At 63.6% G+C, this 14,392-nt stretch carries 11 protein-coding genes; 1 reads left to right on the plus strand and 10 read right to left on the minus strand.

Annotated elements, in window-relative coordinates; all coding sequences use genetic code 11:
- Positions 1 to 1,002: 1,002 nt before the first annotated feature.
- The 10 genes from AC5Y2S_RS23485 to AC5Y2S_RS23530 all read right to left on the minus strand — a co-directional run bounded on the left by AC5Y2S_RS23485 (position 1,003) and on the right by AC5Y2S_RS23530 (position 12,100).
- Complete coding sequence (locus tag AC5Y2S_RS23485) at positions 1,003 to 1,779, minus strand: Rv1363c family protein (RefSeq protein ID WP_499958700.1); 777 nt, start codon at positions 1,777 to 1,779, stop codon at positions 1,003 to 1,005.
- Positions 1,780 to 1,841: 62 nt separating this feature from the next.
- Positions 1,842 to 2,567 (minus strand): Rv1363c family protein, encoded by a 726-nt coding sequence (locus AC5Y2S_RS23490; RefSeq protein WP_499882096.1) that lies wholly within the window; start codon positions 2,565 to 2,567, stop codon positions 1,842 to 1,844.
- Positions 2,531 to 4,009 (minus strand): MCE family protein, encoded by a 1,479-nt coding sequence (locus AC5Y2S_RS23495; RefSeq protein WP_499882097.1) that lies wholly within the window; start codon positions 4,007 to 4,009, stop codon positions 2,531 to 2,533. Before AC5Y2S_RS23495 ends, AC5Y2S_RS23490 begins: the two co-directional genes overlap by 37 nt.
- Before the next feature lie 4 nt (positions 4,010 to 4,013).
- A complete protein-coding gene (locus AC5Y2S_RS23500) occupies positions 4,014 to 5,171 on the minus strand; it encodes a virulence factor Mce family protein (protein ID WP_499882098.1) in 1,158 nt (385 codons plus the stop codon).
- On the minus strand, positions 5,168 to 6,502 hold the full coding sequence (locus AC5Y2S_RS23505; protein WP_499882099.1) for a virulence factor Mce family protein: 1,335 nt from the start codon (positions 6,500 to 6,502) through the stop codon (positions 5,168 to 5,170). Before AC5Y2S_RS23505 ends, AC5Y2S_RS23500 begins: the two co-directional genes overlap by 4 nt.
- Entirely contained in the window at positions 6,499 to 7,896 is a 1,398-nt protein-coding gene (locus tag AC5Y2S_RS23510) for an MCE family protein (RefSeq protein WP_499882100.1), read from the minus strand. The genes AC5Y2S_RS23505 and AC5Y2S_RS23510 overlap by 4 nt, the downstream gene beginning before the upstream one ends.
- On the minus strand, positions 7,893 to 8,921 hold the full coding sequence (locus AC5Y2S_RS23515) for an MCE family protein (protein WP_499882101.1): 1,029 nt from the start codon (positions 8,919 to 8,921) through the stop codon (positions 7,893 to 7,895). Before AC5Y2S_RS23515 ends, AC5Y2S_RS23510 begins: the two co-directional genes overlap by 4 nt.
- 40 nt (positions 8,922 to 8,961) lie before the next feature.
- Positions 8,962 to 10,449 carry an MCE family protein gene (locus AC5Y2S_RS23520; RefSeq protein ID WP_499882102.1) on the minus strand — a complete coding sequence of 496 codons (1,488 nt, stop codon included), beginning with the start codon at positions 10,447 to 10,449 and terminating at the stop codon, positions 8,962 to 8,964.
- A 5-nt stretch (positions 10,450 to 10,454) separates the two neighbouring features.
- Positions 10,455 to 11,309, minus strand: coding sequence for an ABC transporter permease (locus AC5Y2S_RS23525; protein ID WP_499882103.1), 855 nt, complete (start codon positions 11,307 to 11,309; stop codon positions 10,455 to 10,457).
- Positions 11,306 to 12,100 carry an MlaE family ABC transporter permease gene (locus AC5Y2S_RS23530; protein WP_499958701.1) on the minus strand — a complete coding sequence of 265 codons (795 nt, stop codon included), beginning with the start codon at positions 12,098 to 12,100 and terminating at the stop codon, positions 11,306 to 11,308. Before AC5Y2S_RS23530 ends, AC5Y2S_RS23525 begins: the two co-directional genes overlap by 4 nt.
- Positions 12,101 to 13,476: 1,376 nt before the next feature.
- Here AC5Y2S_RS23530 and AC5Y2S_RS23535 point away from each other — a divergent pair.
- Positions 13,477 to 14,106 carry a TetR/AcrR family transcriptional regulator gene (locus AC5Y2S_RS23535; protein ID WP_499882104.1) on the plus strand — a complete coding sequence of 210 codons (630 nt, stop codon included), beginning with the start codon at positions 13,477 to 13,479 and terminating at the stop codon, positions 14,104 to 14,106.
- Positions 14,107 to 14,392: the final 286 nt, after the last annotated feature.

The following is a 14,392-nucleotide window of genomic DNA, read 5'->3' on the forward strand; positions in this document are numbered from 1 at the left end:
CGGTCGAAAATTGAGCAGGTAGTTCCGGTCGAAAAGTGAGCACCCTTCAACGATTGGAGACTCAACCCCGTAAACCTGCTCACTTTTCCACCGGAAGAAACTGCGCAGGATTCGACCGGAGCCGACACCCGCGGGACTCGTCCGCTTGGAGGTTCTCACAGGACGAGCGAGCTGGCCGGTGGCGTAGCGGCTTGCGCCAAAAGCCCCTGGCGCATCTCGCCGAGATATAGTCAAACGCCTCGCCAAAATTCATTGCCGAACCTTGCCGATGGCCGCCCCGAATTCATCAACCCTAGCGATAAACCGTGAGCATAAGCGGCCGAGAACATCTATCTGGTTGGTCCAGCGACCATGACCTCGCTATACGAGAACACTCACGTGTGAATGATCTGTGGCCGTGCCAGCAAAATGGGAAGCTCACCGAGTCTCCACGGGGTATTGATACCGCGCTGGGCTCGAAATCTGTTGTGGGGCCAGCGTAGTTCGACTCGCAAGCGTGCGCTTCAAACCCTACCTAGCCGGGGCGCTGACTTGTATTATTCAAAGATGTCTCGCTGTCTCACGGCTTTTCGACTAGTTATCGGGATGGCGCTCGTTCCCGTCGGATCGGCCGGCGTCTCGCACGCATCGCCGTCGGGGGAAGATGCATCCGGACAGTGCTCCTTTGTGCTCACACAGCCTGAAGTTGTACAGGTATCCGGAGAGAGCAAGGTGTTGGTCACGATGCATCCGGGGCCGTGCACCACAGCTGCCGTCCCCAACTCGCAGGTGGTGTGTGTATCTATAGCGGGCGACGGTTCGCCTGGGCATTGCGCATATAAGTCCGGTCAGGAGACGGTGCGCATGTACTACTTCTACCGGCCTGGGGCGACATACGTGGTGAAGGCCCAAGGATGTGCAGACTCCATCACGCCGCCGTACACGTTGTGCCAGAATTTCGGCCCGACACAGACGACCCTGTAATGCTGCCGCGCATATCCCTTGGGCCACCGCGCTTTCCGACTAGATGGGGTCGAAAGAGGAGATCAGCCAACGGCTGCCGCTCTTGTCCAACGTCACCCGGACAGTGGATGCGGTGTCAGTGGGCGCATCATTGCCAACAGTCACGGTCTGGTTGACGAACACCAGGACAACCGCGTGGTTGGGAGTCGCCGACACCGACGCCGCCGCGGGAACGGTGGCGATCGCCGAAATGTGGTCCTTTCTGGCGCCAGGCATCACGACGTCATGGACCAACTGTGTGTAGGAGTCCTTGAACTTGCCGGTCAACCGGTCCCGCGCGGCAGTTAGGTCTTTATCGACGGTGTCGGGCTGGTAAGACAGTATTGCCACGGTGGAATCCTTAGCGGCCGCGACCGACTCGATACCGGCGACCGCCGAATCCCGGACCCACGCGTCTTGCCACTTCAAATAACCCGCGGCCGCCGCGATCATCATTGCGACCGCTGGAAGCATCCAGAAGACAAGCACCCGCGACCATTTGATCCGGCTGATTCGGCGTTTACGTTCCGGCGGCTCAACGTCTTTGACATCTTCTTCGGTTTCAACATCATCGGCTTCAGCATCATCAGAGGACGTGTCGCCCGATTCGGCAACGTCTTCCGCGTCCCCGTCGCTCGTGTCCTCGGCAGGTTCGGCCCGGTCTTCGGCGTCATTGGTGATGGTCTCCGCGTCGCCGATCGCCTCGGGTTCGCTCGTCTGGCTGGCGACCTGCCCAGCCTTCTCCTCGGAGACCTCGGTTGCGTCCGGATCGGTCTTGCGATCGGTTTTGAGCCGCACTGCGATAGTTCCTTTTCTGGTTGGCAGAGCCCGGTGTCGGCGGTTGCCGGACAACGGCCTGCTCACGGTACAAATCCGACATTGGAGACTTTTGCGCCACCGCCGACCTTCTGCACCGTTATCCGCATTCGCCAATGCCGCGGATCCTGTTCGGCCGCACCGGCATTCGAGGTCTTAACGGATACAGCCACCAGAACCTGGGCTTCGTCGCCCGATTGCGACTCGAGACCCGCGTCGGTGATTGTCCCCACCGACGTGGACTGCGCCTTCTTGACCACATCAACGAAAGGTTTTGATCGCTGGGAGAAATCGTCGTAGAACTGACCCGTCGCGGAGTCCAGGATGCGCTGGACGTCAGCGTCGGCGTGGTGCCAGTCGATTGTGGTCAGGTTCAGCGCGCCTTGCCGCCCGACCTGAACCAGCAGCTCGCGTTGCTGTTGGGCCTGGCGTGACTGATATCCCCGGTACCCGAACCATCCGGCGACCGCGGCCAAGGCAACGACCGTCACCAAACCCAACGCCGCTGCCAGCCGCACCGGCGTGACCCTCTTTTTGGGCGGCGCGGCGTCTTTGGAAGCGTCGTCGGCGTCTTCATCGACGGCAGTGTCATAGTCGTCGGCCGCATCGGACTCGTCCGCGGGTACCGCCTCGGCGTTCTCGTCTTTCGAGGTGATCCTGTTGGGCAATTGCGTTGAATCGCCGTCGCTCTGCCCCGGCGCCGCCGCGGACGTAGACGGACGGCCTGCCGCGCTCAGTTCGTCTTGGGCGGCATCAGCATGCTTTGCCATGTTTGCTCCTTTGTGGCACCACGGGCCAGGTCTCGTTGTGTGTACATACGCCCGTCGGGACCCACATACATGCCCGTGGCTGGGTCGTACTGGACGGCCGCGATCGGCGGTGGTTCCGGACCGGGCGGCGACGGTGCGGGGACCTGCCCCGCTGGCTCCTCCCCCGGCCTGAACTGCGGGACACCTTGACCGGATAATGTTGCGTTCGGATCGCCCTTCCAGTTCCAGCCGTCGTTCAGCGGAACGTACGTCTCGTCGCTCTCGCACATCTTGACGGTCGGCGCCCGCTTGCCGGGGCGGGTCTCACACGGCAGATTGTGCGCGCCGCGCACGTTGAGCTGCGAGTCTTGTGGCACCCGGCAGTAGAAGTCCCCCTTCGGAACATCCGGGTAGTCCTCGTAGCTGGGGGCCCGCTGCTGCTGGGCCGGCAGGAATCCCGTCGTGCACGGCGGCGGCCAGTTTTGGTTTAGCTTGAAGCTCAGGTAGGGGGCGTGGTAGGGCTGTTTGGTGTCTTTGTTGGCCACGCCGATTGCTTGGATGTCGGCGGTCCCCTGTGGCAGCTCCACCAGAAGGGATTCCAGATTGTCGCGGTAGGTGACGCCTACCTGCCCGACACTGACCAGGTTGGCCAGGACGATCGGCAAGGTGGGGTTCAGCCGGTCGAACAAATCGCGTGCCTCGGCGGCGGCTGGGCCACCCTTATGCAGCAGGCCCGCAACCGAGGAGTCGTTGTTGCGCAACTGCGAGGTGATCGCCGCCAGGTGTGAGGCCCACGCCTGGATTCCGTCCGATGAGTCGATCTGACTGTCGAGCAGCGGCTTGGAGTTGTCGATCAGGTTGACCAGTGCGTCCAGGTTCTTTCGGGCGTCGATCGACAGCGCAGTCGTCCCTTTCACCAGCCGGGAAAGTTCCGGCCCGAGCCCGCCGACTGCGACATACGACTCGTCGACCACCGTTTTCAGGTTGTCCCGTGGGATCGCGGTCAGTCCGCGGTTGGTGGCCGCCAACAGCGAATTGATGTCCGGCGGGACATACGTGCGGTCGACCGGTATCACGTCACCGTCTTTCAGTGGCGGCCCGGCCGTGCTGCGGGGCAGCAGTTCGACGTACTGCTCGCCGATCGCCGACACGCTATGCACCTGGGCGCCGGAATCGGCCGGGATATGGAAATCCGAGTCCATCCGCAGCACCGCCTCGGCGCCGCTATCGGTCAGGCGCACGGCCTGCACCCGACCGACTTCGACCCCGTGGTAGGTGACATTCCCGCCGGCATACAGGCCACCCGCCTGCGGCAGTTTGACCGTGACCTCATACCGATCGATCCCGAAAAAGAAGGTCGGTATCTGCATGTAGGCGAAAAACATGATGGCGGCCGCGGCGGTGCTGACCGTCGCGAAAACCGCCAGCTGGAGTTTGACGCGTCGGGGGAGTCGGTTCAGCATGATGTCACGGCCCCTGGTTGAAGTGGTAAGGCACGACCAACGGGTTACCGGGGTTGTACTGGCTTCCCGCCATGCAGGGGCTGGGCAGCTGGCCGATGGTGCGGCCCCACTGAAGCTCCAGCTCGCTCAGGTTGCACTCAAACCGGGTGCCGGTGAACAACCCCGAGTCCAACCGGCTCAGGGTCAAGTCGAAGATGCCGGTCAGGTTTGCGTAGTCACCGCGCAGCCATTTGCTCAGCGTGTCCTTGGGGAACGGGAAGGTGCCGAAGAGGCCCAGCGAACGGGTCAAGGACACCCCCGCGTCGCCCAGTGACTGCAGCACCGGGCCGAGGTCGTTAAGTTCCTGCACGAGGCTTTGCTTGGTCTTGTTGACCGAGTCGGCGGCAAGCGCACCGAATCGGCTCAGGTCACCCAGCGCGTTGGCAAGGTCCTCCCGATCGTCCTTCAGCGCCGTCAACGCGTCCGGGATCGTCTTCAGCGCCTTGTCGATCACCGGTTTTTCGTCGGCGAATTGACCGGCCAGGTTGTTCAGGCTGTCCGTCGCGGCGATGATATCGTCCTTTTGGTCGTTGAGGTAGCCGACGAACTTGTCGAGCTGGCCGAGCAGGCTTCTCAGGTCCTGCTCACGACCGGTGAACGCGGTGCTCAGCGCCTTGGTGATGTCCTGGACCTGCCCTAGGCCGCCGCCGTTGAGCACCAGGGAAAGCGCCGCCAGCGTGCGTTCGGTTGACGGATATCCGCCCGCCGAGGACAGCGGTATAAACGACCCATTTTTGAGCTTGCCCAGGGGCGGCACCCCACTGGGTGGCGCCAATTCGAGGTGTACCGAGCCCAGCAGGCTGGTCTGGCCGATCGTGGCCGTCGCGTTGGCCGGGAGGTCCACGCCGCCTTCGATGCTCATCGTGACCAACGCGTGCCAGCCCTGCAGTTCGATGTCGGTCACGGTGCCGACGGTGACGTCATTGACCCGGACGCGGGAGTTCCGCTGCAGGTTTTGAATGTCGGACATCTCTGCTTTAACGGTGTACGAACCGGGCCCGCCGCCCTTGGTTCCCGGCAGCTTGAACGAGTTCGCCCCGTGGAAGCCGCAGCCCGATAGCACCAGCGCAAGTGCCGTCACCAGGCCCGCGGCCATGCGATACCAGCGTGGTGCCCGGCTCATTGTCCACCCCCGGACGGCACCATCATTCCGCGCAAGCCGGCGGCCGGATCTGGGGTCTGCACCGGCGCGGCCGGCGGTGGCGCGGCCGGCGCGTCTGGCGCCGTCGCGCTTTCCTGCGGCGGCGCGGCGGCCGGTGCGGGCGCTCCCGGAGGTGGCGGGGGAACGTAGTCGGGCCGCAGCCAGTCCTCGCTGTAGGTGATTTCGTTCGGCCGCGCGGTTGCGCCGACGAAGAGGTTTTCCCCCAGCGGGAGGAAGTTGATCTGGCGGTTTTTGATGATGGGCGCCAGGTACTGCACGCACAGCTTGGCCGACTCCTTGGAGTTTTTGCGCGACGCGGCTTCGACCGCGGCGCACAGGAATTGGATCGTGTTGGCGAATTGGTTGACGCCCAGGATGCCGGTCAACGAGCCCTGCGCGGGGTTGTAGATGTTCAGGAAGTTCTGGAACGCGGTCGGGGCGACATGCAACACCTGTTTGATGTCGTCGAGACTCTGGTTCACCGCCGTGGTCACCGACGCCAGCTTGTCCGACGTGGTGCCCAGCGTCTCTCGGTTGTCGGCGACGAAGTCTCTGACGTCGCCGGCCACGTCGTTGAGGTCGCGGACCGCGTTGCCGACGGCATCGGGGTCGCTGGCCAACAAGCCGGTCACCGCGGCCAGGTTTTGGTTCAGTTGCCGCAGCAGGTCGCTGCTGTCGTGCAGGGCGGAGACCAGGATGGACAGGTTTTTGAAGGTGCTGAACAGGTCGTCGCTGTGATCGCCGAGCGCGGAAATCGCCTGCGACAGCTTGATGAGCGTGCTACGGATATCCGGCCCCTGGCCGCGCAGGTTGTCGGCTGCGGTGTTGACGAACGCCCCCAAGGTGCTGGTTCCGCCTGGCTTGGCGGGCTGGAGTGTCTCAGTCAGTTTTTGTAGCTGCTGGCGAAAATCGTCGTATTCGACCGGAACGGCGGTGCGGTCCTGCGGGATTGTCGCGTGATCGGCCATCGTCGGGCCGCCCGTGTAGGCGGGCGTCAGCTGGATGGCTCGCGGTGTCACCAGTGACGGCGCGATGATCACGGCTTTGGCGTCGGCGGGCACCTTGTATTTGTCGTCATACCAGAAGGTGATCTTGACGCGGCTGGGTTGCGGTTCGATCTTCTCGACCCTGCCCACGCGCACGCCGAGGATGACGACGTCGTCCCCGGCGTAGAGGCCGGTGCTGTCCGCAAAATAGCCGACGACTTGCGTATGGCCGATGCCGGTCGCCAATCCGACGACGGTGACAATGCCGCCGACAAGGACGACCGCAAGTGCGATGGCCACGCCGAGCTTGACGTAACAGTTCCTCACTGGCCACCACCTCCAGCCGGCTGGGATGGGCCGATGGGTCCGGGTCCGTTCAGCACGGGCGGTTGGCTCGGCGGTATCTGACCAGGTGCTGGTAGTTCGACGGGCCCCCCTGGCGGGATGGACTGTCCTTCGCCCGGACCCGGCGGCGCGGGAGGTCCCGGCGGGGGGCCGCCGGGTGGCGGCGCGGGCAGCGGCTGCCGATACGGATAGCAGCCGGGGCCGGGCAACGCCACGCCGGGCACACCGCATGGATGGTCGCTCGGGTTGCCGGTGATGGCATCCGGGATGGTCATGCGTGGTTCCCCGCCTTGGCCGGTGCGCGGGAACGGTATCGGCAGCGGCGGCGTGCCCGGCTGCCCGCGCTGCGGGTCGGTGCGCTGTGAGGGCAGCAGCACATTGGGGTCCAGGCCCAAGTCGGAGAAGGCCGCGTCGATGAAGGGCTGCACGAACTGCCCGGGCAGTAGGTTGACCAGATACGCTTTGTAGAACGGTCCCGAGCCGACGGATTCACCGAGCCCTAAGGCGTATCTGCCTAGGCCGACGATCGCTTTCTGGACGCGTTCCTTGCGGTTGTCCAGGATGGCCAACACCCCGTTGAGCTTGTCCAGTGCCGGCTTGAGCGTGTTGCGGTTCTCGGCGATGAAGCCCTTGATCTGCTGCGCCACGGCGGACAGGTTGTTCGAGATCTGGCTCAGCGCACTGCTTTGGCTTCTCAGTTGAACCAGTAGCGCGTTGGTATTGGCGACGAGCTTGACCACTTCGTCGCTGCGGTCGGCCAACACCTTGGTTGCTTTGTTGGCGCTGCTCAACAGGTTTCGCAGCTGCGCATCGCGCTCGTTCAGTGTCTGAGAGAAGCGCGCGACCCCCTGCACCGCCTGCTTCAAGTCGGGCGGTGTGTCGGCGAAGGTGTCGGACAGCACGGCCAGCGAGGTGGACAACTGCTGGGTGTCCAACCCGCTGATGGTATTGCTGAGATCGCTCAGCGCGTCTGGCAGTTGATAGGCCGGCCTGGTTCGGTCGAGCGGTATCGGGCGGCTCAGCTGCCCATCGCCGCGCGGGGTTACCTCCAAGAGTTTGCTGCCGAGAAGGCTCTTCAGCTTGATCGCCGCCTCGGTGCGCTCACCGAGGCGGACGTCGTTGGCGACGCTGAACTTGACCAGCACCCGCGGTCCGTCCAGGTCAACGCCCAAGACCTGCCCGACGCGGTAACCCGACACCTGGACGTGGTCACCCGGTACCAAGCCGCCGGCCTCGGCGAAGTACGCCGAATAGGTCTTGCCCCTGCTGAAGAACGGCAGCTTGTCATAGTTCAGGGAGATCAACACGAGAGCCAGGGTGACGCCGATGCCGATGAGGCCGACGATCAACGGATTGCGTTCGGAGAAGGGTTTCATCGCGGCGTGCACCTGCCGGTGGCCTGGCCGGCCAGCTTGATGTACACCGGCTGGCCGCCCTTGCCGTTGACCTTGATCAGAATGTCGCACAGATAGAAGCTGAAGAAGTCTCCGTACATGCCCTGCCTGTTGAGTATTTGCGTCGCGTCGGGCCACGTGTTGAGGAAGTTGTCGAAATAGTCGTGGTCGGCCAGCACGTTTGCGGCGGTCCGGTCGAGTTCGTGGACCACCTTCCTGGCCGGCGGACGGGCCTGTGACAAGAGATCGGCGATTGACCCGGCGGCCGCGTTGGCGTACGCAACCCCGTTGCTGATGTCTTGCTTGCGGCCCTTGAGCCCTTGCACCAGTTCGGCCAGAGAGTCGACCGCCGTGGCGAACTGCTTGCTCTGGCCGCTCAGTGAACCGAGCAGGGTATTCAGGTTGGTGATGACCTGACCGATCAGTTGATCGCGGTCGGCCAGGGTGTTGGTCAGGGCCGCGGCCTGGGTGAGAAACGAGCCGATCGTGCCTCCCTGTCCCTGGAACGCCGCGACGAGTTGGCCGGTGAGCTTGTTGACCTGGTCCGGGTCCAGCGCGCGGAACAGCGGCCGGAAGCCGCCGATCAATGCGTCGAGGTCCAGCGCCGGCTCGGTCCGCGCCAGCGGGATGGTCGTGCCCGGATTAAGCCGCTTGACTCCCCCGGCGCCCTCCTCCAGGGCCATGTACCTGCCGCCGATAAGGTCCGCGAAGCGGATGGCGGCCCTGGTGCCCTCGGTGAGCACAACCGAGTCGGCCGTGGCGAACTCGACGAGCACGGTGGAGTCGGGCTGGACGGTGATGCTTTTGACCTTGCCGACCTCGACCCCGGCGACGCGGATGAAGTTTCCCTCCTGCAGGCCGGACACGTTCGCGAACTGGGCCTTGTAGGTCTTCTCCGACTGGAAGCGCAACTGGGCGAAGACCGCGATGAGCGCAAACGCGCCGAGCATGCACACGACCAAGTAGATGGACAGGCGCCACAGGGCACCGACCAAATTCTCTCGCATGTCTGCCTTCCTCTATCGCTGCTGGTGTCTCATTCGGTGGTCACGGCGCCGGGCTGTAAGGCGGCGGTGGCAACGGTGCGCAGTCGTTGTTGACCAGGCCGCAGGTTTGTTGCTGCCCGGAGCGCACCGGCGGCACGAACGGTTCCGAACCCGCCGGCGGGGGACCAGGTTCGCGTGGCCTGCCCGGCGGCGGAGCCGGCGGCAGACCGGGATACAGCGGGGTGCCGTCCGGGGCGTATCGCGGCGCCCCATAGGGTGCCGGACTGTCGTATCCATCCGTTCCTTGGACGGGGCCGGGCGCCGGGCCGCCGGGGTGCCGAATGCTAGGCGGTTGCGGTGTCCCCCGAGTGACGGGGAGATAGTCGACATACCCCGGGAAGCCGATGCCGGGGTTGGGCCGCATGTCTAGTCCGGTGCCCCACCCGGTGTTGGTGACGAGGTAGCGCTGCGGGAAATTCTTGGCGACGTCGGGCAACGATCCGCACCCGGGCTGGCCACCGGGGCCACCCTTGGCGCCGTTGATCGGCAGGTTGTCGGGGAACTTGTATGCGTCTTCCCCGAAGAGTAAACCGGCGTCCAGGATCACCGAATATCCGTTGTCGCCGCCGGTCGGCCCGATGAACCTGTCGACGGCGGTCTTCCCGCCAACCAGCGTGCAGGTGAGCTCTGGGTTGTACTTCATCAGCAGCCGCGTTGTGGACTCCAGCAGGTTGATGCCGTGCACGAGGTTGTCCTTGTTCGGGCCGATCAGGTTGGTGCCCGCGCGGGAGAGTCCGCTGACGTTGAGCAACAGTGCGTCAAGTTCCTTGGCGTTCTTGGTGACCGTGGTGCCGGTCGTGCTGGCAGCGTCCAGCGTCGTGAGGATGTCGTGTGCGGCCGCGCTGTAGGCGTCGCTGAATCCCTTCAGGGCGCGGTAGTCGGCCCGGATGGTCTCGCTGCGCGGATTGATCGTCAGCAGGACCTGGTTGAGGCCGGTGGTGGCTTCGCCAATCGCCTCGCCCTTCCCGCGAAATCCGTCGGCCACCGCGGTGAGCACGGCGTTCAGTTTGGGGACGTCGACCTGGTTGAGTACGCCCACGAGGTTCTGAAAGACGGTGTTCACCTCGACGGTCACGTTGCTTGCTTCGACCACCGCGCCGGATGCGAGCCGTTTGGAGGTCGGGTGGGCGGGCGTGGTCAGGTCGACATACTTGGCACCGAAGGCTGTGGTGGCGGTGATTTTGGCGCCCACGTTGGCCGGGATGTACTTGAGCTGCTCCGGGTAGAGCTCCAGCTGAAGTCTCACCGGATCACCTGGCTGAATCGACGAGACCCGGCCAACCTGGACGCCGCGCAATTTCACCGCCGCGCCAGGTTCCATCACCAGGCCCGCACGATCCGACATCAAGGTCACTCGGCTATAGGGCCGCAAGTCCCTGTTGAACTGCGCGATGGTCAGCGCGACCGATCCGATGATGACGCCGAGGAGAACGAAGGTCCAGATCGCGGGGTGCAGGCCGGCTTCGCGGCGCTTCTTATTCTTTTCCATAGCCGCTACCCGGACAGGTGGAAGTTGCCGGACACTCCATAGGCGGCGAGCGCCACCGCCAGCGTCACCGCCATCGCCACGGTCAGTGAGGCGCGCACCGCGCGACCGACCGCCTCACCGACGCCGGCCGGACCGCCCGAAGCGTAGAAACCGTAGTAGGTGTGCACCAGCATGATCGCTGTGGCCGAGGCGATGACCTGGAGCAAGGACCAGATCAAGTCGAGTGGCTGCAGATAAGAGTGGAAGTAGTGCTGGTAGACACCGGGAGCCTGGCCGTACCCGAAGATGATGAGGCTGCGGGTGGCAAAGTATCCCGCCATCGCCGCCATACACCACAGCGGAATCGCGACGAGCACGCCCGCGACCACCCGGGTGGAGACCAGGTAGGGAACGACGCGGATGCTCATCGTCTCGAGCGCATCAATCTCCTCGTTGATCCGCATGGCGCCCAGCTGCGCGGTGGCGCCGGCGCCGACGGTGGCCGCCAGGCCGATGTCGGCGATGATCGGCGAGGCGATGCGCGTATTGATGTAGGCGGATGCGAAGCCGCACAACGCCTGCACGCCGACATCGGATAACGATCGGAAGAGCTGGATGGCTACATACGAACCGGTGGCCATCGTCAAGATGACGACGATCACCACGGTGCCGCCGATGACGGCCAGCGCGCCGATGCCCATGCTCATGCTGGCGATCAGGCGCATCATCTCCACTTTGTATCGGGCGATGGCTTCCCAGACCGAGCCCAGAGCCCTGACGTAGAACGCGGTCTGGCTTCCGAGCTCGTTCCACCTGTTGGCGAAGGCGCGCGCGGCGTTGCTCAGCCGCGGCAGCCGACGTGCTGCTGGCGCGGCCGTCACATCGTCGCCTTCGTCGTGATCGCGAGCAAGATCCCGTTGATGATGAACAGTGCCAGGAACGTGTACACCACGGTTTCGTTCACCGCATTGCCGACACCTTGCGGACCGCCGCCAACGGTCATGCCCTTGTAACACGCAATGAGGCCCGCCACCACCCCGAATAATGCCGCCTTTGCGTAGGCCGTGATCGTCTCGGTAAGCCCGACAAGCAGCGTGAGGCTGGCCGCGAAGGTACCAGGGTTGACGTGTTGGAAGTAGACGGAGAACAGATAGTCAGCGACCAGGCTGACGATGGTCACAACACTGTTCAACACCAACCCGTTAAGCCCGAGCGCCAAAACCCTTGGCACCAGCAAACGTTGGACCGGGCTAATCCCCATCACCCGCATGGCGTCAATTTCTTCGCGGATGGTGCGAGCGCCCAGCTCGGCGCACATCGCAGTAGCGCCGGTACCGGCGATCACCAGCACCGTCGCAATCGGTCCGATGAACACGACGCTGGCCAGCGCGGCCCCGGTCCCGGATGCGTCGGCGGCGCCGATCTCGACCAGCAGGACGTTGATGATGAAGATCGGCAGCGTGCTGAGCGGGATCGCCAAGAAGACGGCGGGAAACATCGACACCCGCGCCACGAACCAAGACTGATGGATGAACTCACGCCACGCGAAGGGCGGCCGCACGAGCTGCACGAGGATGTCGAGCGACAACGCGAAGAAGGCGCCGACCTCGCGCAGCGGCTTCGCTTCAACGTCCCGGGTGGGCCGCACCCCCAGGGACGCCAACACCGCCATCGGAGATCTGACGGGAGCCGGATCCGGCGCCGCCAAAGGCTCTGTGTTCGCCGTGTCTCTCACAACCATTAGTGCCCTCGTCGGTATCTAATCGCCACCGACATTGGACCGATCAATGCTCACCCAGCGGAAAGTCAAACCGCCCCCTTCCAATAGTGTGACAGGTAGCACAGCGGGACGGTACACCATGGCTTTCACGGAGGGCAACATACACCTCTCTTATTCGCGCCCATGCCGGATTGGTCGACGCCTGTTAAACAACCGCCGATTTGCTGCGACGGTTCCGACAAATTTAGTCCGAATGTGGCAACCGTTATCGAAATAGTCGGCCAGCGCCCCCCGGTCGAAGACTCCCAGCTAGCCGTTCTTGCATGTGAGCCGCCCACTAGGCCAAGGTCTCGCGGCCCGGGCCAGCGCGGAGGCGCCCCGCCCTCCAAGCGGATTGGAAGGGTTCGGCGGAAGTTAAAGGCGACCCGTCACTATGACTGAACAATTTGCTATCCGGTAAATATTTCGCATATTCGGAAGACTTTTTGAACGAACGTTGCCATACAGAATTTTCCACTAGAGCGCCCTTGGTTAATCTGGGCGGACATACACTTTAGAGAGCGTCGACAATTCTGTCTTACAATGCCGGCAGAGCGGTCCAACAATAGAACGCCACCATGACAAATAGATCGCGATAAATGCTTCCACATCGCCGCCGAAAAGCAGCGCTCGTGTGGCGAGGTCGATTGCCGCGTCGGTTACATCGGACGACCAACGGCCGGGGACTAGAGGAAGCCGACTGGAGCCCGTGCTCCAAATGAGGCCATGACCTGCAATTACGCGAGACGACGACGACGCCATCATGGTTGATGGGCACGGCCGCGGTGCATCCGCGGTCATCAACGTCATCGCGTATGCCGTCCCAATATCCCCCAAATGCAACACCAGTAACTAATCGCTCCCAACCACCGGGGGATCATTGCTGGCCACGTCGGGTCGACGACCACATGCGAACATAAGACGCCTGCGGCTGCGTTATGACATCAAAATATCTATCTATTTATCTGGTTTTCTAATTTGCACGACTAGACGCATTGCCGTCGAATCTGAAGCAATCTGTCGGGCGCCCAACCTCATCGGGATTACGGTTGCTGCCCAACGGTTGCTACCCGGTTAGCTCGGTATGGAATCAACTTCCACCCCCCCGGATAGCAGCTGGAGCGATCCCTGATCCGCAGCAGGTCCGTTCTACTGCGGCGGGCAACGCCGCCGTCAAGTGCTCCCTAGAAGGCTTCGGCCAGCGCATGAGATAAGGCCGGTTTCGCGCGCCACTGCCCCGTCTTGGCCTGATCGCCTCACTGGTGCGCCGGGCGTCGTAGTGTGCACTTGTGACCGCTCAGGGCCACGCATCCCGCGCACGTTCGTGGCGTGCCGACACTCCTGCAGACGAGGAGGAGGCGCGCGAACGGTTGCTGGCCGCAGCGGAAGCTTGCTACGCCGAGAAAGGCCCGGTTCGCACGCGGATGAGCGACGTTGCGCAGCGCGCCGGCGTGCACCGCTCTACTGTGTACTACTACTTCCCGAACAAGGACGCACTGCTGGCAGCCTCGTTTGTGCGAGTGCTTGGCGTCACGGTGGAGCGCGTTTACCGATGCTGGCAAACGGACGAACCCTTCTTGGCTCAGCTGGTCGCGGCATGCCTGGTGGGCCAAGAGATCGCTCGCAGCTCACCGATAATGCGATCGCTGGTCGACGACCACCAAGCCCTCGGCGCTGCCTATCACGCGGCCGAGGGTTCTGAGTTGTGGCGAGCCAAGCTTGCTGACGCGCTGGTGCGGCGCCTCGAGGATGCCGCCGTTGCTGGCGAGATTCGCCGTGATCTTCCGGCGGAAACCCTGGCCCGCTGGATTGTCCGGGTCAGCTTCAGTCTTGTTGCCGAACCGGCCGACCCTGAAGACGGTGGTGATGAGGGCGTGCTGCGGAATCTACTTGGTGCTTCGTTGAAGCCTCGGCCCTAGCCCCGTCAGGCGGCCAACGGTGTTATGCCGGCTGGGCAGTCAGCGTTCGCCACCATCGTCCCGACCTTTCTCCGCGGCTCGTGCCGGGCCGAAATCGGCTAGGACACTGCGGGATTCGTGCCCTCGTGTTTCGCCGCTCCGAACGGGAGGACGCCCCACCGAATGCTCGTCCGCTGTCGCCGTTGACGAAGGAGCCAGATCGTCGACTGATCACTAGCTCCGTCGGAAACAGGACGGCGATGCTATGGCGAAAACATCAGAGTACGGATAACCTTGTCTCGCTTAG

It is taken from the genome of Mycobacterium sp. NGS69 (assembly GCF_059812165.1).